Source organism: Mycolicibacterium austroafricanum (assembly GCF_000612725.1).
GTDB lineage: Bacteria > Actinomycetota > Actinomycetes > Mycobacteriales > Mycobacteriaceae > Mycobacterium > Mycobacterium austroafricanum.
Genome location: NZ_HG964450.1, coordinates 108303 through 132911 on the forward strand (window position 1 = coordinate 108303; position 24609 = coordinate 132911).

Annotated in this window: 28 protein-coding genes; 8 read left to right on the forward strand and 20 right to left on the reverse strand. The window is 68.7% G+C overall.

Features of this window, described 5'->3' with window-relative positions; genetic code table 11:
• Positions 1 to 6: 6 nt before the first annotated feature.
• A complete protein-coding gene (locus BN976_RS00590) occupies positions 7 to 1179 on the reverse strand; it encodes a glycosyltransferase (protein WP_036367052.1) in 1173 nt (390 codons plus the stop codon).
• 43 nt (positions 1180 to 1222) lie between these two features.
• Between BN976_RS00590 and BN976_RS00595 the strand changes: the two genes are divergently transcribed.
• Positions 1223 to 1744, forward strand: a complete 522-nt coding sequence (locus BN976_RS00595; protein ID WP_036367063.1) for a limonene-1,2-epoxide hydrolase family protein — start codon at positions 1223 to 1225, stop codon at positions 1742 to 1744.
• A 33-nt stretch (positions 1745 to 1777) separates the two neighbouring features.
• On the opposite strand, the gene pspM is transcribed toward BN976_RS00595, so the two are convergent.
• The 5 genes from pspM to pgsA form a co-directional block, all read right to left on the reverse strand.
• Positions 1778 to 2596: a phage shock envelope stress response protein PspM gene (gene pspM / locus BN976_RS00600; protein ID WP_011779625.1), complete on the reverse strand. Its 819-nt coding sequence runs from the start codon at positions 2594 to 2596 to the stop codon at positions 1778 to 1780.
• 19 nt (positions 2597 to 2615) lie between these two features.
• Entirely contained in the window at positions 2616 to 3434 is an 819-nt protein-coding gene (gene pspA / locus BN976_RS00605; RefSeq protein WP_011779624.1) for a phage shock protein PspA, read from the reverse strand.
• Between the two features lie 109 nt (positions 3435 to 3543).
• Positions 3544 to 3876 (reverse strand): transcriptional regulator ClgR, encoded by a 333-nt coding sequence (gene clgR, locus BN976_RS00610; protein WP_011779623.1) that lies wholly within the window; start codon positions 3874 to 3876, stop codon positions 3544 to 3546.
• Between the two features lie 86 nt (positions 3877 to 3962).
• On the reverse strand, positions 3963 to 4451 hold the full coding sequence (locus BN976_RS00615; protein WP_011779622.1) for a CinA family protein: 489 nt from the start codon (positions 4449 to 4451) through the stop codon (positions 3963 to 3965).
• Positions 4429 to 5025: a CDP-diacylglycerol--glycerol-3-phosphate 3-phosphatidyltransferase gene (gene pgsA, locus BN976_RS00620; protein ID WP_036368887.1), complete on the reverse strand. Its 597-nt coding sequence runs from the start codon at positions 5023 to 5025 to the stop codon at positions 4429 to 4431. The genes BN976_RS00615 and pgsA overlap by 23 nt, the downstream gene beginning before the upstream one ends.
• Positions 5026 to 5067: 42 nt before the next feature.
• Between pgsA and BN976_RS00625 the strand changes: the two genes are divergently transcribed.
• Positions 5068 to 5589, forward strand: a complete 522-nt coding sequence (locus BN976_RS00625) for an amino-acid N-acetyltransferase (protein WP_011779620.1) — start codon at positions 5068 to 5070, stop codon at positions 5587 to 5589.
• Positions 5590 to 5598: 9 nt separating this feature from the next.
• Here BN976_RS00625 and BN976_RS00630 read toward each other — a convergent pair whose 3' ends face one another.
• Complete coding sequence (locus tag BN976_RS00630; RefSeq protein WP_199558871.1) at positions 5599 to 8196, reverse strand: FtsK/SpoIIIE family DNA translocase; 2598 nt, start codon at positions 8194 to 8196, stop codon at positions 5599 to 5601.
• Positions 8197 to 8354: 158 nt separating this feature from the next.
• Between BN976_RS00630 and BN976_RS00635 the strand changes: the two genes are divergently transcribed.
• The 4 genes from BN976_RS00635 to BN976_RS00650 all read left to right on the forward strand — a co-directional run bounded on the left by BN976_RS00635 (position 8355) and on the right by BN976_RS00650 (position 11181).
• Positions 8355 to 8669, forward strand: coding sequence for a putative quinol monooxygenase (locus BN976_RS00635; RefSeq protein ID WP_036367075.1), 315 nt, complete (start codon positions 8355 to 8357; stop codon positions 8667 to 8669).
• A 10-nt stretch (positions 8670 to 8679) separates the two neighbouring features.
• Positions 8680 to 9498: a mycofactocin-coupled SDR family oxidoreductase gene (locus tag BN976_RS00640; protein WP_011779617.1), complete on the forward strand. Its 819-nt coding sequence runs from the start codon at positions 8680 to 8682 to the stop codon at positions 9496 to 9498.
• Positions 9495 to 10367, forward strand: a complete 873-nt coding sequence (locus BN976_RS00645) for an SAM-dependent methyltransferase (RefSeq protein ID WP_036367078.1) — start codon at positions 9495 to 9497, stop codon at positions 10365 to 10367. Before BN976_RS00640 ends, BN976_RS00645 begins: the two co-directional genes overlap by 4 nt.
• A gap of 154 nt (positions 10368 to 10521) precedes the next feature.
• Positions 10522 to 11181, forward strand: coding sequence for a response regulator transcription factor (locus BN976_RS00650; protein WP_036367084.1), 660 nt, complete (start codon positions 10522 to 10524; stop codon positions 11179 to 11181).
• 380 nt (positions 11182 to 11561) lie between these two features.
• Here BN976_RS00650 and BN976_RS00655 read toward each other — a convergent pair whose 3' ends face one another.
• The 9 genes from BN976_RS00655 to BN976_RS00695 form a co-directional block, all read right to left on the reverse strand.
• Positions 11562 to 13238: a ribonuclease J gene (locus BN976_RS00655; protein ID WP_011779614.1), complete on the reverse strand. Its 1677-nt coding sequence runs from the start codon at positions 13236 to 13238 to the stop codon at positions 11562 to 11564.
• The gene (dapA, locus tag BN976_RS00660; RefSeq protein ID WP_011779613.1) at positions 13235 to 14146 is read right to left on the reverse strand and encodes a 4-hydroxy-tetrahydrodipicolinate synthase; all 912 of its coding nucleotides are present in this window, start codon (positions 14144 to 14146) and stop codon (positions 13235 to 13237) included. Before dapA ends, BN976_RS00655 begins: the two co-directional genes overlap by 4 nt.
• A 44-nt stretch (positions 14147 to 14190) precedes the next feature.
• Entirely contained in the window at positions 14191 to 14943 is a 753-nt protein-coding gene (gene thyX / locus BN976_RS00665) for an FAD-dependent thymidylate synthase (protein WP_011779612.1), read from the reverse strand.
• 62 nt (positions 14944 to 15005) lie between these two features.
• Entirely contained in the window at positions 15006 to 16094 is a 1089-nt protein-coding gene (locus BN976_RS00670; protein ID WP_051558238.1) for a GGDEF domain-containing protein, read from the reverse strand.
• A 112-nt stretch (positions 16095 to 16206) separates the two neighbouring features.
• The gene (locus tag BN976_RS00675; protein WP_036367091.1) at positions 16207 to 17103 is read right to left on the reverse strand and encodes a haloalkane dehalogenase; all 897 of its coding nucleotides are present in this window, start codon (positions 17101 to 17103) and stop codon (positions 16207 to 16209) included.
• 4 nt (positions 17104 to 17107) lie between these two features.
• On the reverse strand, positions 17108 to 18343 hold the full coding sequence (locus BN976_RS00680; protein WP_036367094.1) for a winged helix-turn-helix domain-containing protein: 1236 nt from the start codon (positions 18341 to 18343) through the stop codon (positions 17108 to 17110).
• Between the two features lie 60 nt (positions 18344 to 18403).
• Positions 18404 to 19126, reverse strand: a complete 723-nt coding sequence (locus BN976_RS00685) for a hypothetical protein (RefSeq protein WP_036367098.1) — start codon at positions 19124 to 19126, stop codon at positions 18404 to 18406.
• Between the two features lie 121 nt (positions 19127 to 19247).
• On the reverse strand, positions 19248 to 19736 hold the full coding sequence (locus BN976_RS00690) for a dihydrofolate reductase (RefSeq protein WP_199558872.1): 489 nt from the start codon (positions 19734 to 19736) through the stop codon (positions 19248 to 19250).
• A 55-nt stretch (positions 19737 to 19791) separates the two neighbouring features.
• On the reverse strand, positions 19792 to 20592 hold the full coding sequence (locus BN976_RS00695; protein WP_036367102.1) for a thymidylate synthase: 801 nt from the start codon (positions 20590 to 20592) through the stop codon (positions 19792 to 19794).
• Between the two features lie 42 nt (positions 20593 to 20634).
• On the opposite strand from BN976_RS00695, the gene BN976_RS00700 reads away from it, so the two are divergent.
• Positions 20635 to 21372, forward strand: a complete 738-nt coding sequence (locus BN976_RS00700) for a dienelactone hydrolase family protein (RefSeq protein ID WP_036367103.1) — start codon at positions 20635 to 20637, stop codon at positions 21370 to 21372.
• A 5-nt stretch (positions 21373 to 21377) separates the two neighbouring features.
• On the forward strand, positions 21378 to 22298 hold the full coding sequence (locus tag BN976_RS00705; protein ID WP_011779604.1) for an HpcH/HpaI aldolase/citrate lyase family protein: 921 nt from the start codon (positions 21378 to 21380) through the stop codon (positions 22296 to 22298).
• Here BN976_RS00705 and BN976_RS00710 read toward each other — a convergent pair.
• From BN976_RS00710 to dapB, 4 genes are read right to left on the reverse strand one after another with little or no spacing between them, the layout of a single operon-like run.
• A complete protein-coding gene (locus BN976_RS00710) occupies positions 22292 to 22753 on the reverse strand; it encodes a hypothetical protein (protein ID WP_011779603.1) in 462 nt (153 codons plus the stop codon). The genes BN976_RS00705 and BN976_RS00710 overlap by 7 nt on opposite strands.
• 12 nt (positions 22754 to 22765) lie before the next feature.
• Positions 22766 to 23167 (reverse strand): flavodoxin family protein, encoded by a 402-nt coding sequence (locus BN976_RS00715; protein ID WP_234935587.1) that lies wholly within the window; start codon positions 23165 to 23167, stop codon positions 22766 to 22768.
• A 50-nt stretch (positions 23168 to 23217) separates the two neighbouring features.
• A complete protein-coding gene (locus tag BN976_RS00720) occupies positions 23218 to 23685 on the reverse strand; it encodes a hypothetical protein (RefSeq protein WP_011779601.1) in 468 nt (155 codons plus the stop codon).
• The gene (gene dapB / locus BN976_RS00725; RefSeq protein ID WP_011779600.1) at positions 23682 to 24419 is read right to left on the reverse strand and encodes a 4-hydroxy-tetrahydrodipicolinate reductase; all 738 of its coding nucleotides are present in this window, start codon (positions 24417 to 24419) and stop codon (positions 23682 to 23684) included. The genes BN976_RS00720 and dapB overlap by 4 nt, the downstream gene beginning before the upstream one ends.
• Positions 24420 to 24609: the final 190 nt, after the last annotated feature.

Here is a 24609-nt window from a genome sequence, read left to right on the forward strand (position 1 = left end):
GCCAATTTACGCCGGGGCCCCGAGGGCGGCGTGGCACACCCGTACCGGATCGGCGACGTCCGCGACGCCCGCCCCGGCAAGGCGGGCAGCCTCCCGATAGCCCGGCGAGCCGAGCACTTCCTGCACGGCGGCGGTCAGCGTCGAACCGGTCAGCGGCCGGACGAGCTGCGCACTGCCTTGGCGGACAAGGCGATTGGCGATCTCCCATTGGTCTCCCCCGCCGGGGACCACGACCATCGGGACGCCGGCCAGCAACGACTTCGCGACCGTACCGTGCCCGCCGCCACAGATCAGCAGATCCGCCTTCGCCAGCAGTTCGTCCTGCCGGCCGAGACCGACCACCGCCCACGGCGGGACCTCGGCGTCGGGTCCCTCGAGGCGCGACACCACCACCCGCGCCCCCTCGGGCAGCACCTCGCCGGGCACCAGCGTCGCCAACGCCAGTTCGGCCAGCCCGACCGCACCGGTCGTCGCGGTCGACGGGGCCACCACGACGACGGGGCCGTCCCCGGCGGGCAGCCGCAGCACGTGCGTCGTCGGCTCGAAGTGCAGCGGACCCACGACGACCGCGTCTGCCGGCCAGTCCGGGCGAGGCACCTCCAGTGCGGGCAGCGTGGCGATCAGGCGACACACCGGGCCCGGATCCGCGGCGGGCAGCCCGATCCCGACCCGCGCTTCGGACCGCTGGCGCAGGCCGGCACGCCACGAGCGGGCGCTGAGTGCCCGCAGCACCGCATCGCGCAGCCGGCCGCGCAGGCCGGTTCCCGGTGCCAGCCCGCTGCCGATCGGCGGCAGACCCTTGGACGGGTGGTAGAGCGGATGGGTGTTCAGTTCCGCCCACGGCAGTCCCAGCAGGTCGGCGGCCAGCCCGCCACAGGTGGTGATCGAATCCGAGATCACCAGGTCCGGTGCCAGCGCGGCGATCGGGTCCTTGTTGAGGACGGCCATCCGGGCGGCGCGGTGGTGGATCTTGGCGCCGGCGTCGGTGTCGTCGTCGTCGGCGGTGGGGTCCAGGCCGAGCAGTTCGACCGCATCGACGCCTTCCCGACGCGCCGTGTCGAGCCATTTGGTTCCGGTCAGCAACGTGGGGTGGTCCCCGGCCGCCAGAAACCTCAGGCACAGCGCGATCGCCGGGAAAGCGTGCCCCGGGTCAGGTCCTGCGACCACGGCAACGCGCATGCGGGCTACCCTGCCACACCGTCCGCGGTTAGGCTCGGGCGATATGACCGACGATGCCCAGGCCACACTGCGGCCGACCGCCACCACCGACGCCCCCGACACGGTTCGCAAGTTCCTTTTCGCGCTGGCGGAGCAGGATTTCGACACTTTCGAGTCGCTGGCGGCGCCCGATCTGGTCTGGCAGAACGTCGGCCTGCCGTCCATCCGGGGGCGCAGCAGGATCATGAAGATGTTGCGCCGCGGCGAAGGCAAGTTCGGGTTCCTGGTGAAGTTCCACCGCATCGCCGCCAGCGATGAGCGCTTGCGCGAAGAGCGGACCGGCACCGATGGGCGCTTGCGCGAAGAGCGGACCGGCGCAGGCGCCACAGTGCTCACCGAGCGCACCGATGCGCTGGTCTTCGGGAAGCTGCGGCTGCAGTTCTGGGTGTGCGGCACGTTCGAGCTGAACGACGCCGGCCAGGTCACGCTGTGGCGCGACTACTTCGACTACGCCGACTTCCTGATCAAGGCACCGCTGCGGGCGCTCGCCGGGCTGGTGGTGCCGTCACTTCGTCCGACCTTCTGAGCCACGCTCGGCTCGGGTCCGGCTCAGGCGTTCTCAGGCCTGTTTCAGCCGGCCCAACTCGTCGAACGCCTGCGCCCAGCCGGTCAGCCGGTCGGTGGCCATCCCGAGCTCGTCACGGTACCGGCGCTGCGTCATCGGCGAGCGCGACATCGGGCCGGAATTCGCGGCGGACACCAATTGCGCTGCCGCGGAAACCATCTCGTTGTATTGACGGGCGCCGCGGTCGAGTTGGGTGGTGTACGCGGTGATCGTGGGCGCCAGGTAGGCGCGAGATTGCGGCGCCGATCTGGCGGCCTTCTCCATCGACACCACTTCGGTGGCGGTCGCGGCCATCGTCGCGGCGGTCTGCTCGGCGGCCACCCGCAACTCGAGCAGCTCGCCCGCGGGCAGCAGCTGCCCGCGCTCCATGACTCCCAACAGCGAGAACAGCCCGCGCTCGGACGCCGCCAGCGAGGCCATCGGTTGGCGGGCCGCCGACCCCAGCGGCGGCAGCCGACGTGCGGCCCTGCTCCGCTGCGGCGGTAGGGGTTCGCCCCGCAGCCACCGGTAGCGCAGGAACGCCAGCGTCGCGAGGAACCCGGCCCCGACCGCGATCGGCGCCGGGATGAACAGCGCCCAGACCGGTGTGCTCCAGGAGGCCAGCAGCGCGGTCACCCCGACCCACAACACCGTCGACAGCGTGAAGAACACCCCCAGCCGCAGCGCCCAACGCCGCTTGCGCAGCAGTTTGGCGCGCGGATCGGCGGCGGCATGGAGCTTTTCGGCCACCATGTCCGACCAATCCGCGGCGGTGTCGATACCGCGCTGCGCCAACGAACGCCACGCCTCTGGTCTGCCGGTTCGGGTACTCACCACTAACTCCCGTCGAAAGTTACTGCGACAGCGGGTTTTCCGGTGCCGGATTGGCCGCCGGGGTGGCCGGGGACTGCGCCGGGGTGGCTTGGGTGGCGCCCCCGGCGGGAAGCTGCTCGCCCCGCATGGACGCCCGGATCTGCTCAAGCCGCGAGTGCCCGGCCATCTGCACGCTGGCCTGCTGGACCTCCATCATCCGGCCCTGCACGGAGTTCTGCGCCAGCTCGGCGGAGCCCATCGCGTTGGCGTAGCGGCGCTCGATCTTGTCGCGGACCTCGTCGAGGCTCGGCGTGCTGCCGGGGGCGGCGATCTCGCTCATCGACCGCAGCGAGGCGCTGACCTGCTCCTGCATCTTGGCCTGCTCGAGCTGGGACAGCAGTTTGGTGCGTTCGGCGATCTTCTGCTGCAACACCATCGCGTTCTGCTCGACGGCCTTCTTGGCCTGGCCGGCGGCCTGCAGGGCCTGGTCGTGCAGGGCCTTGAGGTCCTCGACGCTCTGTTCTGCGGTGACCAGTTGCGCGGCGAACGCCTCGGCGGCGTTGTTGTACTCGGTGGCCTTGCCCGCATCACCGGCAGCGACAGCCTGATCGGCCAGGGTGAGTGCCTGACGGACGTTGACCTGCAGCTTCTCGATGTCGGCGAGCTGGCGGTTGAGCCGCATCTCCAATTGACGCTGGTTGCCGATCACCTGCGCCGCCTGCTGCGTCAGCGCCTGATGCTGACGCTGAGCCTCCTCGATGGCCTGCTGGATCTGCACCTTCGGGTCGGCGTACTCATCGACCTTGGAGCTGAACAGCGCCATGAGGTATTTCCACGCCTTGGTGAACGGATTGGCCATGAGTTCATTCCGCCTTCGTGTCTGTCGAACTGTGTCGGTTGTACCGGCAAGTACCTAGACCCAACTTATCGGGTCCGCGCAGTCGCCACACCCCTGCACGGGGAAGCGGTCAGGCCACCGCCATCGACACGACCTGCGGAATGACGACCTTGGTGGTGACGTCGATACCGGCGGTGCCGATGGGCTCGGGCGCCGCCACCCGCGCTTCCTCGACGGCCATTTCGTCACCGGCCTCGGAGAGCACCCGCGACAGCGGGACGTCCAGCGCCCCGCAGATGGCGCTGAGCAGCTCGCTGGAGGCTTCTTTGCGGCCGCGCTCGACCTCCGACAGGTAGCCCAGGCTCACCCGCGCCGAATCCGAGACCTCCCGCAGGGTCCGCCCCTGCTCGACCCGGGCGCGACGCAGCACGTCGCCGATGACCTCCCGCAGCAGTGTCGTCATCGCGCGCCCCTTCCGATTGTCGTCGGTGTGCTTTCCAGACCAACGCTCGATGCCGCCCGGATGGTTCCCGAACGCGGCACCGTTGTTCACTGCCGCTCGACCAGCAGCCGCAGCCGGTGCACCGCGGCGTGCACGGCGGCCAGCCGGATGTCCCAGCGTCCGCCCGCGAGCTGTAACCGCACCACGTCGGTGTCCACCGGCCCGGCCAGGCCGAGGAACACGGTGCCGACCCGGTGCCCTCCGTGAGGTTCCGGACCCGCCACCCCGGTGAGGCCGACACCCCAGGTCGCCCCGCAGCGCTGCATCGCGCCGACGGCCAGCGCACGAGCGGTGGGTTCGGCGACGGGACCGACTTCGGCGAGTAGCTCGGGGGCCACACCGGCCAGTTCGGCCTTGGTCTCCACGGTGTAGGTGACCAGGCCGCCCCGCAGCACCGTGCTGGCGCCCGGCACGCCGGCCAGGGTGGCGGCCAACAGCCCGGCGGTCAACGATTCGGCCGTCGCCACCGTCTGCCTGCGCACGGTCAGATCGGCGATCAGGGCACGCGCGTCGTCATTGACCAGCGGATCGTCCACGCCAGTCCCTCACCGCCGACACGAAATAGTCCACCCCGGTGGTGACGGTCAGTGCCACCGCGGCGAGCATGATCACCCAGGCGCCGGTCAGCCATCCGTCGGACAGCGGAAGCACGAACAACCCGATGGCCACGGCCTGCACGAGGGTCTTCAGCTTGCCGCCGCGGCTGGCCGGGATCACGCCGCGGCGCAACACCACCAGGCGCAGAAGCGTCACCCCGAGCTCGCGGACCAGGATCACCACGGTCACCCACCACGGCAGGTCCCCGAGGACGGAGAGCCCGACCAACGCCGACCCGATGAGGGCCTTGTCCGCGATCGGGTCCGCCAGAGTGCCGAACTCGGTGACCATTCCGTAACTGCGGGCCAACGCCCCGTCGAAGCGATCGGTGATCACCGCGACTGCGAACACGACGAATGCGGTTATCCGCCACGACGTTTCCTGACCGTCGCCGGCGAACAGCGCGAACAGGAATACCGGTACCAGCGCCATCCGGATGCCGGTGAGCAGGTTGGCGAGGTTCGCGACCCGGGCACGGGGAACCACAGGATCGGTATGTGGTTGGCCCGGCACCGCCACAGAATACTGGTTGCCTCAGCCGATACCCTTCGGAGCATGAGCGCAGATCCGGACGCGGCCACCGGTCAGCTCCTGGTGCGCCGCGCAAGGACATCCGACGTGCCGGCCATCAAGGCGCTCGTCGACATCTATGCGGGCAAGATCCTGCTGGAGAAAAACCTGGTGACGCTGTACGAGTCGGTGCAGGAGTTCTGGGTGGCCGAGATCGACGGCGAACTGATCGGCTGCGGCGCCCTGCACGTGATGTGGTCCGACCTCGGCGAGGTGCGTACGGTCGCGGTGCATCCGAAGGCGTTGGGCCGCGGCGTCGGCCACGCGATCGTGGAGCGGCTCCTGTCGGTGGCGGCCGACCTGCATCTACGACGGATCTTCGTGCTGACCTTCGAGGTGGAGTTCTTCGGGCGGCACGGCTTCCAGGAGATCGAGGGCACCCCGGTCACCTCGGAGGTGTACGAGGAGATGTGCCGTTCCTACGACACCGGTGTCGCCGAGTTCCTGGACCTGTCCTACGTCAAGCCGAACATCCTGGGCAACACCCGGATGCTGCTCACCCTCTGACTCCGCCGGCTAGAAGTCCGGCTCGTCCCCGTCTGGGTCCTCGGCGCCGTTCGCGTCTGAGCCGCCGCGGATCAGCGCCAGCGTGCCCGCGAGCTCGTCGGGCTTGACCAGCACCTCGCGCGCCTTCGACCCTTCCGACGGCCCGACGATGCCGCGGGTCTCCATCAGGTCCATCAGCCTGCCCGCCTTGGCGAACCCGACGCGCAGCTTGCGCTGCAGCATCGAGGTCGAGCCGAACTGCGAAGACACCACCAGCTCGACGGCCTGCAGCAGGACATCCATGTCGTCGCCGATGTCGGGGTCGACGTCCTTGCGCTCCCCCGCCTTGACCGCGGTGACACCCTCGACGAACTCGGGTTCGGCCTGGTCCTTGGTGGCCGAGACGACCGCGTGGATCTCCTCGTCGGTGATGAACGCACCCTGCAGGCGGATCGGCTTGTTGGCGCCCATCGGCAGGAACAGGCCGTCGCCCATGCCGATCAGCTTCTCGGCGCCCGGCTGGTCCAGGATGACGCGGCTGTCGGTCAGCGACGACGTGGCGAACGCCAACCGCGACGGCACGTTGGTCTTGATCAGGCCCGTGACGACGTCCACCGACGGGCGCTGGGTGGCCAGCACCAGGTGGATGCCTGCGGCGCGCGCCTTCTGGGTGATCCGGACGATGGCCTCTTCGACATCGCGCGGAGCGGTCATCATCAGGTCCGCGAGCTCGTCGACGATCGCCAGGATGTAGGGATACGGCTTGTACACCCGGTTGCTGCCCAGCGGCGCGGTGATCTCGCCCGATCTCACCTTCTCGTTGAACACGTCGATGTGCCGCACCCGCGACGCCTGCATGTCCTGGTAGCGCTGCTCCATCTCCTCGACGAGCCAGGCCAGCGCGGCGGCGGCCTTCTTCGGTTCGGTGATGATCGGCGTGATCAGGTGCGGGATGCCCTCATACGGCGTCAGCTCCACCATCTTCGGGTCGATCAGGATCATCCTGACCTCTTCCGGGGTGGCCCGGGCCAGCAGCGACACCAGCATCGAGTTGACGAAGCTGGACTTACCGGAACCGGTGGAGCCGGCGACCAGCAGGTGGGGCATCTTGGCGAGGTTGGCCGAGATGAAATCGCCCTCGATGTCCTTGCCCAATCCGATCACCAACGGGTGGTGATCGCGTCGCGTGGACGGCGCGGTGAGCACGTCGGCCAGGCGCACCATCTCGCGGTCGGTGTTGGGCACCTCGATGCCGACGGCCGACTTGCCCGGGATCGGCGCGAGCATGCGCACGCTCTCGGTGGCCACCGCGTACGCGATGTTGCGGGTCAGCGCGGTGATCTTCTCGACCTTGACGCCGGGTCCGAGCTCGACCTCGTAGCGGGTGACGGTCGGTCCGCGGGTGCACCCGGTGACCGCGGCGTCGACCTTGAACTGCTGAAGCACCGAGGTGATGGCGTCGGTCATCTGCTGGTTCGCCGACGTCAGCCGCTTCGGCGGGTCGCCGGCGACGAGGAGGTCCAGCGGCGGCAGCGTGTACGGCCCTTCGACGACCCGGTCCAGCGAGAGCGCGGGCTCCTTACGCGGCTTCTTGCGGGAGCGGCCGGCCGGTTCCGGTGTCGTCGGCGCGTCGTCCTCGATCGGGTAGTTGTCCATCGGAGAACCGGCGGGAAGGGCAGCGGGTGGGGTGGCGGGAAGTGCAGCGGGTGGGGAGGCGGGAAGGACTCGGGCGGCAGGCTTCTCCAACGGTTCGGTCGGCTGGTTGGCCGTCGGCCACGCCGCGTCGTCCCGGCCGGGGTCGGCGTCGTCGTAGTAGCCGTCCGAGAAATCGTCGGCCGCGTCGGGGTCACCGTCGTGGTCGTCGTACTCGTCGGCGTAGTCGTCGTACTCGTCGTCGTACTCGCGCTGCCAGCGGGTGGTGAACATGTCGCGGACGACCGCGGGCACCTCGCGGATCGTCGTGCCGGTGACCAGCAGCAGACCGAACAGCACACCGATGAACAGCAGTGGCGCGGCGATCCACGGGGTCACCCCGTCGGACAGCGGTCCGCCGACGACGAAGCCGACGAAGCCGGCGGCGTGCTGCCGCGCGGTCGGGTCCTGCGGCGCGCCCGACCACAGATGCCACAGTCCGAGCGCGGGCAGCGCCACCATCGCGAAGCCGAGGATCAACCGGGGGCGCGACTCCGGGTCGGGCTCCGAACGCATCAGGATGACGCCGATGGTCGCCAGCACGATCGGCACCAGAACCACGGCCGAACCGATCACGATCCGCACGGTCGTGTCGATCCAGGCGCCGACCGGCCGTGCCGCATCGAACCACGAACTGGCTGCCACCACGACCGCGAGTCCCAGCAGGGCAAGGGCGATGCCGTCGCGGCGGTGTCCGGGCTCCAGCTCGCGGGCCCGACCGACCGACCGAGCCGTGCTTCCGGCCCCCTTGGCCAGCATCAGCCAGCCGGCGCGCATGCCGCGACCGACCGCCGTCCCAGCCGTGGCGACCGGTGACGGATGACGCCGAGCGGGTTTGCGTCGCGCAGGCGGGCGGGCAGGCCGCGCTCCGCCCCGGGATGGGGCCTTTGACCTGGTCTGACGTGTTGCAGATCGGGCCGCGGTCTTACTCGCCATGGGGGTAAGCCTAGTCGCAAACGCCTCAGATGCACCATCTGCCACACTGGTCACAGATTGGTGTCGGTCGCTGACCAGCGACTTGACGCGGTGTGACCCGCCACACGTCGCCTGAGTAGGGTGGACAGCTGTCCAGAACCACCCAGCGAGGAGATCGCATGCCTGTTGTCGTCATCGCCACCATGAAGGCCAAACCCGAGTCCGTCGACGCAGTCCGTAACGCGTGCCAGGCGGCCATCGAGTCGGTGCACGACGAGCCCGGCTGTGACCTCTACGCGCTGCACGAAGCCGACGGCACCTTCGTGTTCGTCGAGCAGTGGGCCGACGCGGACGCACTCCAGAAACACAGCACGGCGCCCGCGGTGGCCACGCTGTTCGGCACCGTCGGCGAGCTCCTCGACGGCGCCCCCGACATCAAGATGCTGCAACCCGTGGTGGCCGGCGACCCGGCCAAGGGCCGGCTGCGGCCGTAGCGGGGTCAGGATGGGTGAGCTCACCGGCAAGGTCGCCTTCATCACCGGCGCCGCGAGGGGGCAGGGCCGCGCGCATGCGGTGAAGCTGGCCTCCGAGGGCGCGGACATCATCGCGCTGGATCTGTGCGCGCAGATCGACTCCGTCCCGTACCCGCTGGCCACGCCCGAGGATCTGGCCGCCACGGCCAAGCTCGTCGAGGACGCGGGCGCGCGCATCGTCACGTACCAGGCCGACGTCCGCGACCGCGACGCCGTGAAGGCCGCCGTGCGGGACGGCACCGGGAAGCTGGGTGACCGCCTCGACATCGTGGTCGCCAACGCGGGGATCGCGCCGATGGCGTCGGCCGACGCGTGGCAGGACGTGATCGACGTCAATCTCACCGGGGTGTACAACACGGTCGACGTCGCGATGAAGCCGATGGTGAAATTCGGCAACGGCGGGTCGATCGTGCTGACCAGTTCGGTCGCAGGCCTGATCGGTCTCGGTGCGCCGATCGCCGGTTCGGTGGGCTACGCCGCCGCCAAGCACGGCATCGTCGGGATCATGCGCGTCTACGCCAATTTCCTTGCCCAGTACAGCATTCGGGTCAACTCGGTGCATCCGGCGGCCGTCAACACCCCGATGATCGACAACGAGTTCACCCGCTCCTGGCTGGATGGGATGGCGCAACAGAGCGAGGGCGGGCCCGACATGGGCAACGCGCTGCCGGTGTCGGCGCTCGAACCCGAGGACATCGCCAACGCGGTGTTCTGGCTGGTGTCCGACGCCGCCCGCTACGTCACCGGGATCACGCTGCCGGTCGACGCGGGGTATATCAATAAACGATGACTGCCCGAAATGCCGCCGCGCAGACCGCCTTCGGGCCGATGGTGCTGGCGGCGATCGAGCAGAATGAACCGCCGCTGCAGCGCCTGGTCCACGACGATCTGGCCGAGTCGTTCCTGCCCGGCCGGTTGCGCCTGCTGGTCCGGCTGACCCGGGTGGCGGCCTTTCGCCGGGCGGCCGCGACCGTCACCGACCGCTCCGGGCCCGGCTTGTGGGCGAGCATCGCCTGCCGCAAGCGGTACATCGACGAGCGCCTGTCGGACCCGCTGAACGACACCGATGCGGTGGTGGTGTTGGGCGCCGGGCTGGACACGCGGGCATGCCGGATCGCGCGGCACGGCGACCTGCCCGTCTTCGAGGTGGACCGGCCCGTCAACGTCGACCGCAAGGCCGCCGTGCTGCACCGGGTGTTCGGCGCCGTGCCGGCGTCGGTGCACCTTGTTCCGGTCGACCTGGAAGAAGACCCGCTGATCCCTGCGCTGGAGTCGCACGGGTACCGCCCCGAACAGCGCACCTTCTTCATCTGGGAGGGCGTCACGCAGTACCTGAGTCCGGAGGCGGTGCATGCCACGCTGGCACAGCTCGCCGGCGCCGCGCCCGGCAGCAAGCTCGTCTTCACCTATATCCGGCAGGACTTCATCGACGGCACCAACCTCTACGGCGCCGACGCCGTGTACCGCCGGTTCCGTAAGCGCAGTCAGGTGTGGCGGTCCGGTGTGGTTCCCGAACAGGTCGGCGAGCTGCTGGCCGGACACGGCTGGCGTCTCGTCGAGCAGGCCGGTCCGAGCTATTTCCGCGATACCTACATCCGCCCGACCGGCCGCGAGGTGAGCGCTTCCCCCGTCGAATGGACGGTTCTGGCCGAACGATGACGTCGGGGCGGGCGCGCCCGGAACCGGCGTAGCATCGAATCCTGTCGGGTGGACGCTGGAAGCCAGGTTCTTCCCCGGTTCTTCGCAGGGTCCGCTCGCCGCTTTCTGTGGGGCATGAGGGGGACGTGATGCTCGACTCCGAATCGGTGCGGCCATGACCGCCATCCTGATCGCCGAGGACGAGCCACGCGTTTCCACTTTTGTCCGAAAAGGACTGTCCTCCAACGGTTATTCGGTGACACTGGTGACCGACGGGCGGTCGGCCTACTTCTCTGCGCGCAATGGCGGCTTCGATCTGATGCTGCTCGACACCGACCTGCCCGGAATGGACGGTTTCGCCGTGCTGCGGCGGTTGCGTGCCGACGGCAGCCCGCTTCCGGTGGTGATGCTCATGTCGCGCGCCGGCGTGGCCGACACGACGGCGGCGCTCGAGGAGGGCGCCGACGATTACGTCGTGAAGCCGTTCCGGTTCGAGGACCTGCTGGCGCGGGTGCGGCTGCGGCTCACCGCGGGTCGCGCGGCATCGACGACACTGGCATACGGGAGCCTGTTGCTGGATCTGCGCACCCGCCGCGCGCATGTCGGTGACTACGCCGTGGATCTGTCGGCGCGCGAATGCAAGCTGGCGGAGACCTTCCTGCGCCATCCGGGCCAGGTGCTCTCTCGCGAACAACTGCTGAACCAGGTCTGGGGGCACGACCACGAGACGGGGTCCAACGTCGTCGACGTCTACGTCCGGTACCTGCGCCGCAAGCTGGGGGCGAACCGGTTCGCGACGTTGCGCGGCATGGGGTATCGACTCGAACCCATCTGACCGGCACCATTCTTCAGCAAACACCGCAGCGGAGTCCGAAATATGCACCCCGCCCCGCTGCGACGGCAGGATTCCGAATTCTCTCCGGATGTGCTGACGAGACCCCCTTAGATAATTGAGCAGTCAAAAACTCCAGCAAGACGCTGCATCGCAGGGGCATCAGGCAGCGGACCCGCTATTGGCAGAATTTGCTGCAGAGCGGCGGCCGGCAATCTGTCATGACGTATTGCGCATGGTGTCCCGCTGTGGATAATACGGGTAGAGCAACACCGTGGACAGTCAAGGGACGGCCGCAGGTCATGGTTGACGAGGGGTAGCCATGACACTTCGACGGACAGGGTCCGCCGAAGTGCGGCCGGCCCTCGACGCCTCGACCTCCGCTAGATCTCGATGACCGTCGGCACGATCATCGGCTGTCTGCGGTAGGTCTCTCCGACCCACTTGCCCACCGTCCGGCGCACCGCCTGCGCGATGCGGGCCGGGTCGGTCACGTTCTGCGACGCGAGTTGATCCAACTCCGCACCCACCTTGCGGGCGACGGGTTCGAGTGCCTTGGGGTCTTCGGAGAAACCCCGTGAGTGCAGATGGGCGGGCGCGGCCGGCTTCCCTGTCCCGCGACGCACGATCACCGTCACCGCGATGAAGCCCGACGACAGGATGAGGCGCTCGCCCAGGGTGGCGTCGCCGACGTCGCCGGTGATCTGTCCGTCGACGAACATCTTGCCGACGGGTACCGCGCCGGCGATACCCGCCCGGCCGGCCACCAGGTCGACGCTGACGCCGTTCTCGGCGAGCACGATGTTCTCCTCCGGCACCCCGGTGCTGGCGGCCAGCGCGGCGTTGGCGCGCATCATCCGCCACGTCCCGTGCACGGGCATGACGTTGCGCGGGCGCACCCCGTTGTAGAGGAAAAGCAGTTCGCCGGCGTATGCGTGACCCGAGACATGCACGCGCGCTTGTTGATTGGTGACGACTCGGGCACCGATCTTGGCCAGCGAGTCCATCACCCCGTACACCGCCTCCTCGTTGCCGGGAATCAGCGAGGACGACAGGATGATCAGATCGCCTGCGGTGAGCGTGATGCTGCGGTGCTCACCGCGGGACATCCGCGACAGTGCGGCCATCGGCTCACCCTGGGTGCCGGTGGTGATCAGCACCACCCGGTCGGCCGGCATCATCTCGGCGGCGGCGATGTCGAGGACGTCCTCGTCGGCGACCTTGAGATAGCCGAGCTGGCGGGCGATGCCCATGTTGCGCACCATCGACCGGCCCACGAAGGAGACCCTGCGCCCCAACGCAACCGCGGCGTCGATGATCGACTGCACCCGGTCGACATTCGACGCGAAGCACGCCACGATCACCCGACCGTCGGCGCCGCGCATCAGACGATGCAGCGACGGACCGACCTCGCTCTCCGACGGCCCGACGCCCGGGATCTCGGAGTTGGTCGAGTCGCACAGGAACAGGTCAACGCCGGCGTCACCGAGACGCGACATCCCGGGCAGGTCGGTGGGCCTGCCGTCGGGCGGCAGCTGATCGAGTTTGATGTCACCGGTGTGCAGCACGGTGCCCGCGCCGGTGTGGATGCCGATGGCCAGGCACCCCGGAATCGAGTGGTTGACCGCGAAATACTGGCATTCGAAGACGCCGTGGGTGCTCTTCTGTCCTTCGGCCACCTCCACCAGTTTCGGCGAGAGGCGGTGTTCACGGCACTTCTCGGCCACCAGCGCGAGCGTGAACTTCGAGCCGACGATGGGGATGTCGGCGCGTTGCTTGAGCAGGAACGGGATCGCCCCGATGTGGTCTTCGTGGCCATGGGTGACGACGAGCGCCTCGATATCGTCGAGCCGGTTCTCGAGGTGCCGCAGGTCGGGCAGGATCAGGTCGACGCCGGGCTCGTCATGGGTGGGGAACAGCACCCCGCAGTCCACGATGAGCAGACGACCGAGATGCTCGAAAACGGTCATGTTGCGGCCGATTTCGTTGATTCCCCCGAGCGCGGTCACCCGCAGCCCGCCGGGGGCCAGCGGCCCCGGTGGAGTGAGTTCGGAATTCACTGCCGCAGCACCCCGGCTGCGCGCATGTCGGCGGCGAGCTCCTCGACCTGTTCGTCGGTGGCCGGAATCTGCGGCAACCTCGGCTCGCCGACCTCGAATCCCTGCAGCCGGAGACCGGCCTTCGACAACGTGACCCCCCCGAGTCTCGCCTGGGCCTGGGACAACGGTCCGAGCGTGACGTTGATCTTGCGGGCGGTTGCGATGTCGCCGGAAGCGAAGGCCGTCATCATGTCCCGCAGCGCACTGGCGGCCAGATGGCCCCAGACGCTGATGAAACCGACGGCGCCCATCGCCAGCCACGGCAGGTTCAGCGCGTCGTCGCCGGAGTAGTAGGCCAGCCCGGTCTCGGCGATGATCTGGCCTCCACCGTGCAGGTCACCCTTGGCGTCCTTGATGGCGACGATGTTCGGATGGCCGGCCAGCGCGCGGATGGTCTCCCACTCGATCGGCACCACCGAGCGCGGGGGGATGTCGTAGAGGATGACGGGCCGGTCGGTGGCGTCGGCGACGGCGGTGAAATGGGCCGCCAGCCCGGCCTGCGGCGGACGTGAGTAGTACGGCGTGACGACCAGCAAACCGTGCGCGCCCTCCGCGGCACTGGCCTTCGCCATCCGCACGCTGTGGGCGGTGTCGTAGGTGCCCGCGCCCGCGATGACCCTGGCCCGGTCGCCGACCGCTTCCAGCACCGTGCGCAGCAGCGCGATCTTCTCGTCGTCGGTGGTGGTGGGCGACTCTCCCGTGGTGCCGGACACCACGATCCCGTCACAGCCCGCGTCGACCAGGTGATTCGCCAGCCGGGCCGCGGTGTCGGTGTCCAGTGCACCGTTGGGCTTGAACGGAGTCACCATTGCGGTCAACAGGGTGCCCAACCGGGCTGGGGCGTCGAATCCGCTGGTGCTCACGGGCACTTAGATTACCCGGTCGCCCCGGTGCGCCACGAATGCCTTTCGGCTCACACCTCGGTTGCCAGCGGGCTGGTCGCCACCTCGGTCCCGTCGGCCAGCACGACGATCTCGAAGTCGGAGAACACCTGCGGTGCCGCGTCGACGAGCTGCCGCAGGCATTCGATCGCCAGGCGCCGGATCTCGAGGTCGGCATGTTCGCTGGCCCGCATCGCGATGAAGTGTCGCCACGCGCGGTAGTTCCCGGTGACCACGATCCGGGTCTCGGTCGCGTTGGGCAGCACCGCGCGGGCGGCCTGACGGGCCTGTTTGCGCCGCAGCGTGGCGTTCGGCTGGTCGGCCAGCCTGGCTTCCAGCCGGGTGAGCAGTTCGGTGTAGGCGGCACGGCCCGCGTCGGCGGCCTCGGTGAAAATCTCCAGCAGCTCGGGATCGTCTTCGATGCCAGGCGGCGCCACCACCTGCGAGTCGTGCTCGGGGACATAGCGCTGCGAGAGCTGCGAGTAGGAGAAGTGCCGGTGTCGGATCAGCTCGTGGGTGCACGACCGCGAGATGCCGGTGATGTAGAAGGACACCGACGCGTGTTCGAGCACCGAGAAATGGCCGACGTCGATGATGTGCCGCACATAGCCGGCATTGGTCGCGGTGCGCGGGTTCGGTTTGTCCCAGCTCTGGTAGCACGCCCGGCCGGCGAACTCGACCAGCGCGGCGCCGCCGTCGGCGTCGGTGCTCCACGGCACGTCCGGGGGCGCCGAGAACTCCGTCTTGGCGATCAGCTGCACACGCAGCGGCGCGATCTCGGCCACGCGGTGAGCCTAGCCTGCACCGGCTCGTCAGCCCGCTCGCGTGTCGGTGGCGCACGCGGCTGTCAGCCGGGGATGTCCAGCCGATCGTGCACCACTCTGTTTCCGCCCGCACGCTTGGACTGGTACATCGCCGCGTCCGCGGCCCGGATCAGTCGATCGAGGAAGCCGGGATGATCGATCTCCGCGCCGGCCGCCACGGTCGTGCTGCAGATGCCGAAGCTGGCGGTGATCTGGAACGGCGTCGCCGCGATGCCCCTGCGGATGCGCTCCGCAGTGATCGCGTGGCGCGCGGCGGCGTCGACGTCGGCGATCACGAATTCCTCGCCGCCGAGCCGGCCCAGCACGGTGCCGGGTTCGGTGTGCTCCTGCAGCACTGCGGCGACGCTGACCAGCGCCGCGTCGCCGACGGCGTGCCCGTGGGTGTCGTTGAGCAGCTTGAAGTCGTCGAGGTCCACCATCGTGACGTTCACCGGGGTGTTGACCTGCCGGCGCGCCGCGATCAGATCGCGGACCATGTTGTAGAACGACCTCCGGTTCAGCAGACCGGTGAGCGGGTCACGGTCGGAGTCGCGCAGGTCGATGTGCAACGAGTGCACCAGCGTGTGAATCCCGAAGGGCACCCCCAGGTTCAGTCCGAGAACCAGCGCGGCCGACCCCGCGACGATCCGGATGTCATCCGTCTCGACGAGTATCCGGACGGCGTTGATCGTCGCGCAGCTCAGTGCCACAACGAGATTCGCGACGACGTGGGCCAGCGCATGGAAGTAGGCCACGAATCCGCCGATGGCGGCGAACATCGTGCATCCCATCAGCCCGGCGTACGGATCCTGGATCGCCAGACAGCCCGCGGCGATAGACACGCTGCAGACCGTGCTGTACGCCAGCGACTGGGCGCGGCTCGGCCAGCGGAACAACCACAGCAACGAGGCTGCCAATGCCGACGCCGACGCCCCGATCACGATCCAGGTCTGCAGGGGCCCACCCGGCCCGGCCGGGCTTCCGACCATCACGACGGGCACCGCTACGAGGAGAACGGTGAAGACGAACGTGGCCATCCGCCACCGCACCTGGAGCCCGCGGTCACGAAGGTAGGCGCTGAACCAGTCGAACTGGTCCGATCGCTGCCACCACCCGCGCCACCAGCCCAGCACGCACTCTCCTCGATCTCTTCTGACGATGCCGGTTACCTACCCGACTGAAGTGTGCCCCCTGATCCCTGCCGCGAGCATCACGAGGCCGGCGCCCACCCCCGATCGGCGGCACCTACACCGGGTTGGCGGCGATGAAGTCGACGACGACGGCGGCCAGCTCGGGCCCCTTGTCTTCCTGCAGGAAGTGCCCACCACCGGCGATCGTCACCTCGGGTCGGCCCTGGGCGCCGGGGATGAACTTGCGCAGCGGAGCGTCGGCGCCCGTGGTGATCGGATCGGAGTCGGAGAACGCGCACAGGAAGGGCCGGTCGAACGTGCGCAGCACCTCCCATGCCGCTCGGTTGGCGGGCGCGGCCGGATCGTCCGGGCTGGTCGGCACCAACGTCGGGAACTGCCGCGCCCCGGCCTTGTACGAGTCGTCCGGAAACGGCGCGTCGTAGGCGGCGATGACCTCCGGTGCCAGCGTCGACACGCACCCGCCGTTGACGATGTGGCCCACCGCGAAATCGGGTGTCTCCTGGCTGAAGCGCTGCCAGGCCAGGAACGCCTCACCGGGCCGCTGATCACCCGTCGGCAGAGTGGTGTTGGCGGCCACCACGCGGGCGAACCGGTCCGGGTGCTCGCCGACCAACCGCAACCCGATCAGCCCGCCCCAGTCCTGGCAAACCAGCGTGATGCCGGTCAAGCCGATCGCCTCGATCGCGGCCCAGGTCCAGTCCACGTGCGCCTGATAGGTGTAGTCCTCACGGCGGGTCGGCTTGTCGCTGCGACCGAACCCGACGAGGTCGATCGCGACGGCGCGCAGCCCGGCATCGACCAGGACGGGAATCATCCGCCGGTACAGGTAGCTCCACGACGGCTCCCCGTGCAGCAGCAGCACGACCGGGCCGTCGGCCGGGCCCTCGTCGAGGTAGTGCATGCGCAACCCGTCGACCTCGACGTAATGCGGGGCGAACGGGAAGTCGGGCAGATCGGCGAAGCGCTCGTCAGGGGTACGGAGAATGTCCACGGGCTCAGCTAACCAAGGCGTCGCCCAACTCCGTCGCCAAATCGCCGCGATGCCCCACGGTCACATCGGCGAGCCCCAGCCAGCCCGCCATCGACTGCAGCTCGGTGGCCAGCGCGCGGGCCACGCGTGCGCGGTCGCGGCCGTCCTCGGTGAACGCGCCGAGGACCTGCAGGGTGCCCGACACCCTGTCGGCCTTGAGGTCGACCCGGCCGACGAGGTCGCCGTCGAGCAGGAACGGCCACACGTAGTAGCCGAACCGCCGCTTCGCGGCCGGGGTGTAGATCTCGATGCGGTAGTGGAAACCACCGAAGAGTCGCTCGACGCGGGGCCGGAAGAAGATCAGCGGGTCGAACGGACACAGCAGGGCCGTGCCGCGGTCACGACGCGGAACAGTCTGGCCCGCACGCAGATACGCCGGGGCGGGCCACCCCTCGACGTCGACCCGTTCGATGTGACCCGCGGCGAGCAGGTCCGCGATGGCGGGTTTGACCTGCCGTGCGCCCAGCCGGAAGTAGTCGCGCAGGTCGGCTTCGGTGGCCACGCCCAACGAGGTGGCGGCCCGCAGCGTGAGCTCGCGGACCGCGTCGGCCTCGTCCACCTGCCGGTCGACCACCTCGGCGGGCAGCACGCGCTCGGTCAGGTCGTAGTGCCGCGCGAAACCCACCCGCGTTGCGGTGGTGAGCACCCCGGCCGACCACAACGCCTCCGCGACCCATTTGGTTTCGCTGCGGTCCCACCACGGACCCTTGCGGCCCCTTGGCTCCGACTCCAGATACGCCTCGATCTGGCCCGCTGTCGACGGCCCCAGCGCGGCCACCGCCTCCACGACCGACTCGGCCAGCTTGGCGTTCTTCTTGACGATCTCGACGCCCCACCGGCCGTGCCGGTACTCCTGCATCCGCCAACGCAGAAGTGGCCAGTCGTCGACCGCCATCAGCGCGGCCTCGTGCGCCCAGTACTCGACCAGCAGTCGAGGCGAGCGCGCCGAATGGCTCCACGCGGCACGGTCGAGGAGGTCGCGGTCGTACGGCCCGATCCTGCTGAACACCGGCGCGTAGTGTGCCCGCACCGCCACCGACACCGAATCCAGCTGCAGCACCTGCAGTCGCGCGATCAGGCGCTTCAGGTGCGCGCGGGTCACCGGGCCGGCCGGCTTCGGCTCGTGGAACCCCTGTGCGGCGACAGCGATCCGGCGGGCCTGCGCGGCGGTCAGGGTCGCGCTGCGAAGAGGGGGCGCCATCACGCCATCGTCGCCTAGCGCACCGACACCGTGCGGGCGGGCTGTGGCGACGACCGCCTCTCAGCGCACCCGGACATCGTCGATGTCGATGGAGACCGTGATCGGCTCGGGCACCTTTCTGCCGTCGTCGTCACGACCGTGCACGACGCGCGTGACCGGTAGCACGATGCCGTCGTACTCGCGGTGCCCGTCCATGTAGTGCGCCGCAGGCGTGCCGCCGGCGATGTCGACCTGGTAGTCGCGCCGTCGCAGCAGACCGTCCGAGTCCACGTAGAGCACCTGGTCGGCGCTGTGCGTGGCGATCGTGTCCGGGTAGCGCACTCCGAGCCGGCGCCAGGTCTGCCCATCCTCGCGCCATTCTCCGAGTTCCTCGGTGTACACGCCGGGGAACGTCAGCGAATACGGTTCGGACAGATAGGTCCACATGGCGTAGCCCGCGAAGTACGCCAGTTGCAGCGGCGACCACGGGGTCGTCAGGGTGTGCCCGGCGAACGACGCCCGCGGATCGCTCAGCGTCTGCACCTCCCGGTGCGCGTCGTCGTCGGACTGAATCCCCACCCGGTCCGGGGTGTACTCGGACCGCATTCCGGGCTCGGGCAAAGGCCGGTGCCATGCCCGCTGCTCCTGCACCCGGATCTCGACGGTGGAGTCGTCGAGGATGCCGTCGACGTTCTTGAGCGACCACAGAACACCGCCGACGTTCTGGTGGATCGCGATGGTCTCGATCTGCCGCCAACGGTCGGTGCCGCCGTAGGCGGCCAGCACCTCGTCAAGAAGCTTCATAAACGTGCCTTTGCTCGTTCACCACCGCCGAATGCGATGCCGTCTCACGACGACGCAACCCCCGCGTGGCAGAGGGAAATTCCCGTGGCCGGCTACGAGTCCGTCCGGGCGGCGGACAGCCTCATTTCCGTACGTAGCTGTAGAACCGGTAACGCAGCCCTGACGAACTGTCGCGCCAGTCCCCCTCGGTCCCGACCCACGCCTCGTCGAGAACGGGCGCCAACGCGTCGTCGTCCTCTCTGCGCAGGTCGATGTCCACCTCGGTGATCTCGCATCGGGTCGCCAACGGCAGCGCCAGCCCGTAGATCTGCGAGCCGCCGATCACCCAGGCGTCGTCGAGCGGCGCGTCCTCAAGCGACGTCACCACCTCCGCCCCGTCGGCCTGGTAGCCGGCCTGCCGGGTGACGACGACGTTGCGGCGGCCCGGCAGCGGGCGGAACTTCGCGGGCAGCGACTCCCACGTCAGCCTGCCCATGATCACGGTGTGGCCCATGGTCAGCTCCTTGAACCGGGCCATGTCTTCGGGCACGTGCCACGGGATCGCATCGCCACGGCCGATGACCCCGGAACTGGACTGCGCCCAGACCATGTTGAGTTCACTCAGGGTCATGATTCGGACCTGCAAGCAGTCCTCAACATCGTCGATTCGGACCTGCAAGCAGTCCTCATACAGCCACCGGGGCCTTGATCGCCGGGTGCGGGTCATAATTCTTGATGACGACGTCCTCGTAGATGTAGTCGAAGAGTGAATCACGCTGCGCTAGAGCGAGTTCCGGATAGGGCCGGGGCTCGCGGGACAGTTGTTCGGTGACCTGTTCGACGTGGTTGTCATAGATGTGACAGTCGCCGCCGGTCCAGATGAACTCGCCGACTCCGAGCCCGGCCTGCGCGGCCATCATGTGGGTCAGCAGTGCATAGCTGGCGATGTTGAACGGCACCCCGAGGAACAGGTCGGCGCTGCGCTGGTAGAGCTGGCAGCTCAGTCGGCCACCGGAGACGTAGAACTGAAAGAACGCGTGACACGGCGGCAACGCCATCTGCGGGATCTCGCCGACGTTCCACGCCGAGACGATGTTGCGACGCGAGTCCGGATCCCGCCGCAGCAGGTCCAGCGCTGCGCTGATCTGGTCGATGTGCGCACCGGAAGGGGTGGGCCAGGACCGCCACTGGACTCCATAGACAGGTCCGAGATCACCTGTGGGAGAAGCCCATTCGTCCCAGATCGTGACGCCATGCTCCTGCAGCCAGCGGACGTTCGAGTCGCCGCGCAGGAACCAGAGCAGCTCGTAGACGATCGACTTGGTGTGCACCTTCTTGGTGGTGATCAGCGGGAACCCGGCGTTCAGGTCATAACGCATCTGGTGACCGAACAGGCTGCGGGTGCCGGTTCCGGTGCGGTCGGATTTGGTGGTCCCGGTATCGAGCACCAGACGCAACAGATCCTCGTACGGCGTGGCGATCGGCACGCGCTTAGCTTACGTGCAGTCGGCCGGAGTAGAACGGAACCCATGCCGAGGATCACCGACACCGTGACAACCGCCGACGGCGACTGCCCCGTCAGCCTGCACATCCCGGACGGCGGGGGACCGTGGCGCGGCATCGTCATGTATCCCGACGCCGGCGGTGCCCGTCCGACATTTCGCGCCATGGCCGACAAGCTCGCGGGATACGGCTACGCGGTGCTGGTGCCCGATGTGTATTACCGCGAGGGCGACTGGGCACCGTTCACGATCGCCACGGCCTTCGACGACGACGTCGAACGCAGGCGGCTGTTCAGCTTCATGGCGAAGGTGACCCCTGAGGTCATGGCCGCCGACGCCACCGCGTTCTTCGACTACCTCGCCGGCCGACCCGAGGTCCGCGGCGACACGTTCGGGACGACGGGCTACTGCATGGGGGGCCGCACGTCGCTCGTGTTGGCAGGCCGGCTCCCGGATCGGGTGTCGGCCGCCATGTCGTTCCACGGCGGCGGCCTTGCCACCGACGACCCCCACAGCCCGCACCTGCTCGCCGACCAGATGCGCGCGGCGGTGTACGTCGGCGCCGCCCGCAGCGACAGGTCCTTCACCACCGAAGACGGCGAGCGCCTGGAGAAGGCCCTCACGAGCGCCGGTGTCGAGCACACCATCGAGTGGTATCCCGCGTTCCATGGGTTCGCGGTGCCCGACAACGGCCCTTACGACGAGCCCGCGGCGCGGCGGCACTGGGAGGCGATGCGCTCGTTCTTCGCCGCTCACCTAGTCTGAGCAGCGTGTACGAGCAGAATTTCAGCGAATCGGCCTTCGGCGAGCAGGGGCAACGCATCGACCCCGTCCTGGCCCGCAGCTGGCTGTTGGTCAACGGGTCGCATTACGACCGGTTCCAGGCGGCGGCCCACTCGCGGGCGGACATCGTGGTGCTCGACATCGAGGACGCGGTGGCACCCAAGGACAAGGCGGCGGCCCGCGCGAACGTCACCCGCTGGTTCGGCGAGGGCCACGACGACTGGGTCCGTATCAACGGCTTCGGCACCGAATGGTGGGCCGGTGACCTGGAGATGCTGGCCGGCACGTCCGTCGGCGGGGTGATGCTCGCGATGGTCGAATCGGTCGACCACGTCACCGAGACGGTCAAGCGTCTGCCGGGAGTCCCGATCGTCGCCCTGGTCGAAACCGCTCGCGGGCTGGAACGTATCAACGAGATCGCCTCGGCGAAGGGCACCTTCCGGCTGGCGTTCGGCATCGGCGATTTCCGTCGCGACACCGGGTTCGGCGACAACCCGATGACCCTGGCCTATGCGCGGTCACGCTTCACGATCGCCGCGAAGGCCGCCCATCTGCCGAGCGCGATCGACGGCCCGACGGTCGGATCGAGCGCCCTGCGGCTCAGCGAGGCGACCGCGGTGTCGGCGGAGTTCGGCATGACCGGCAAGATCTGCCTCACCCCCGAGCAGTGCCCGACCGTCAACGAGGGACTCTCCCCATCGGCAGAGGAAATCACTTGGGCCAAGGAGTTTTTCGTCGAGTTCGAGCGTGACGGCGGGGAGATCCGCAACGGCTCCGACCTGCCTCGAATCGCCCGCGCCACCAAGATCCTGGACCTGGCGCGCGCCTACGGCATCGAACCGTCGGACTTCGACGACGTCGACGAGCCCGCCCACATCCCCGCGCCGTCGGACACCTACCACTACTGAGCTTGCCGGCGCCTGCGCGCCAGGAAGCTCGCCACCGCGCGCATCACGCCGCGGGCCGCGTAGATGCCCACGATCACGGTCAGGACGAGCAACAGGATGAACATCAGCAGCCAGTTCGAGCGGGTGTGCTCGACGTGCCACCAGACGATGGTGAACAGGATCGCGCAGATGAACACCACGATGTCGCGCCAGTTGCCCTGATACGACATGGCCAGTTCCCGGAGCTCCCGGCTCTTGTCCGTGGCGGCGATCAGACCGTCGATGCGCATGTCGATGATCCGCTGAAGCTCGGCGCGGCGCTCGGCCTGGTCGGCCGGGAGCCGTTCCATCAGGTCCAGATCCCTGGCGATCGCGTCGCGCACGTCGGGCGGGCGCAGGTTCCCCGCCGCCAGCCCGAGCAGCGCACCGCCTGCGATCGGTGCGCCCGCCAGGGCGAATTCGGCCATACCGGGCATGAGACTCCTCCGTCATTCCATCAGCGTTGCGGCCACAGTCGCACCGAGATTCCAACACGCTTCCAGGTCATCCTTGGCAGGCTTGCCCGAGACGATCACCGTGTCGGCCGCCTGCTCCCACCCGAGCCCGCCGGTGATCCCCGCAAGCGCGCGTTCCGCGCCCTCGGTGCCCTCGTTGCCGTGAAGATAGATGCCGAACGGCCTGCCCCGCGTCGCGTCGAGCAGCTGGTAATACGCGCAGTCGAATGCGTGCTTGAGCGCGCCGCTGATGTACCCGAGGTTGGCCGGTGTGCCGAGGAGATACCCGTCCGCCTGCAGCATCTCCGCGGGCGACACCGTCAGAGCCGGACGGCGCAGCACCTCGACACCCTCGATCTCCGGATCGGTCGCGCCGGCCAGCACCGCCTCGAACATCTCGTGGCAGTGCGGGGACGGCGTGTGGTGGACGATCAGCAGCGTCTTGCTCACCGGGCCGCCTCCTGCAGCAGCACGGCCTTTTTCATGGTCTCCCGGGCCCGGCCGCGGTCACCCGCATAGTCGTACGCGCGGGCCAGTCGGTACCAGCGCAGCCAGTTGTCAGGGTCGGCCTCCAACTCGTCACGCACGGTGGCGAACAGCGCGTCGGCCGCGTCGCGCTCGATCCGGCCTGACGGTCTGCGCGGTAGCCCGCTGACGTCGAGCTCCATCCCCTGCTCGCGGGCCAGTCGGGCCAGGCGTTGGTGTGCCAAACCGGCTTTCAGCGTGGCGACCATGACCCAGACACCGATGACGGGAAGGATCAGGATCGCCAGCCCGAGCCCGATCGGCGCCGGCTCGCCCGAGGTGATCAACATCAATGCCGCGCGGCCCAACAGCACGAAGTAGACGACGAGCGCGACGCACATGAAGCCGATCAGCAGCTGGATGCGCAGTGCGCGCGCCCCCTCGCTCATTTCAGGTCGAGCAGGGGTTCGATGCCGATCGTCAGGCCCGGACGCTCGCGGATCTTGCGCACCGCGAGCAGGACACCGGGGACGAACGAGGTGCGGTCGATGCTGTCGTGCCGGATGGTCAGCGTCTCACCCATGGTGCCGAACAGGACTTCCTGGTGCGCGACGAGACCGGCGAGCCGGACCGAGTGCACGGGGACGCCGTCGACGTCCGCTCCCCTGGCCCCGTCGAGACCGGTACTGGTGGCATCCGGGTTGGGCGGCATGCCTTTTCGTGCCTCGGCGATGAGGCGGGCGGTCCGCATGGCGGTGCCCGACGGCGCGTCAGCCTTGTGCGGATGGTGCAGTTCGATGACCTCGACCGACTCGAAGTACTTGGCGGCCTGCTGCGCGAAGTGCATCGACAGCACGGCGCCTATCGCGAAGTTCGGCGCGATGAGCACCGAGGCACCCGGTGTGGCCGCGAGCCATTCCCTGACCTGATCGAGGCGCTCGTCGGTGAACCCGGTGGTGCCGACGACCGCATGAATCCCGTTGTCGATCAAGAACTTCAGATTGTCCATGACGACACTCGGGTGGGTGAAGTCGATGACGACCTCGGTGTCGCTGTCCACCAGCGCGGACAGCGAGTCGCCGGCGTCGACACCCGTGGTGAAGGTCAGGTCGTCGGCGGCCTCGACGCCCGCCACCATCGTCGCGCCCACTTTGCCCCTGGCGCCCAGCACTCCCACTCGCATGGGCTCACCCTAGCGTCCGATCCCAGGCCTCAGGAATTTTGCTCGTCGCCCCTGACTTGGCCGGTCCCGGCGGTCGATCTGCAGGCGTCGGCGCTGACCTGGGGCGCTCCCAAGGATCAGTTGGTGGTTGGTGGTGGGGGTTGGAAGGGTGTGTACCACTTCCATTGGGCGCGTTCCCCGGGTGGTCCCT

Excerpts from the sequence above, each read along its gene's own strand:
- BN976_RS00590 (WP_036367052.1), bottom strand. The coding sequence starts at position 1,179 with ATGCGCGTTGCCGTGGTCGCAGGACCTGACCCGGGGCACGCTTTCCCG.
- BN976_RS00595 (WP_036367063.1), top strand. The coding sequence starts at position 1,223 with ATGACCGACGATGCCCAGGCCACACTGCGGCCGACCGCCACCACCGAC.
- pspA (WP_011779624.1), bottom strand. The coding sequence starts at position 3,434 with ATGGCCAATCCGTTCACCAAGGCGTGGAAATACCTCATGGCGCTGTTC.
- clgR (WP_011779623.1), bottom strand. The coding sequence starts at position 3,876 with ATGACGACACTGCTGCGGGAGGTCATCGGCGACGTGCTGCGTCGCGCC.
- BN976_RS00625 (WP_011779620.1), top strand. The coding sequence starts at position 5,068 with ATGAGCGCAGATCCGGACGCGGCCACCGGTCAGCTCCTGGTGCGCCGC.
- BN976_RS00630 (WP_199558871.1), bottom strand. The coding sequence starts at position 8,196 with ATGGCGAGTAAGACCGCGGCCCGATCTGCAACACGTCAGACCAGGTCA.
- BN976_RS00635 (WP_036367075.1), top strand. The coding sequence starts at position 8,355 with ATGCCTGTTGTCGTCATCGCCACCATGAAGGCCAAACCCGAGTCCGTC.
- BN976_RS00640 (WP_011779617.1), top strand. The coding sequence starts at position 8,680 with ATGGGTGAGCTCACCGGCAAGGTCGCCTTCATCACCGGCGCCGCGAGG.
- BN976_RS00645 (WP_036367078.1), top strand. The coding sequence starts at position 9,495 with ATGACTGCCCGAAATGCCGCCGCGCAGACCGCCTTCGGGCCGATGGTG.
- BN976_RS00650 (WP_036367084.1), top strand. The coding sequence starts at position 10,522 with ATGACCGCCATCCTGATCGCCGAGGACGAGCCACGCGTTTCCACTTTT.
- BN976_RS00680 (WP_036367094.1), bottom strand. The coding sequence starts at position 18,343 with ATGGCGCCCCCTCTTCGCAGCGCGACCCTGACCGCCGCGCAGGCCCGC.
- BN976_RS00685 (WP_036367098.1), bottom strand. The coding sequence starts at position 19,126 with ATGAAGCTTCTTGACGAGGTGCTGGCCGCCTACGGCGGCACCGACCGT.
- BN976_RS00690 (WP_199558872.1), bottom strand. The coding sequence starts at position 19,736 with ATGACCCTGAGTGAACTCAACATGGTCTGGGCGCAGTCCAGTTCCGGG.
- BN976_RS00700 (WP_036367103.1), top strand. The coding sequence starts at position 20,635 with ATGCCGAGGATCACCGACACCGTGACAACCGCCGACGGCGACTGCCCC.
- BN976_RS00710 (WP_011779603.1), bottom strand. The coding sequence starts at position 22,753 with ATGCCCGGTATGGCCGAATTCGCCCTGGCGGGCGCACCGATCGCAGGC.
- BN976_RS00715 (WP_234935587.1), bottom strand. The coding sequence starts at position 23,167 with ATGTTCGAGGCGGTGCTGGCCGGCGCGACCGATCCGGAGATCGAGGGT.
- BN976_RS00720 (WP_011779601.1), bottom strand. The coding sequence starts at position 23,685 with ATGAGCGAGGGGGCGCGCGCACTGCGCATCCAGCTGCTGATCGGCTTC.
- dapB (WP_011779600.1), bottom strand. The coding sequence starts at position 24,419 with ATGCGAGTGGGAGTGCTGGGCGCCAGGGGCAAAGTGGGCGCGACGATG.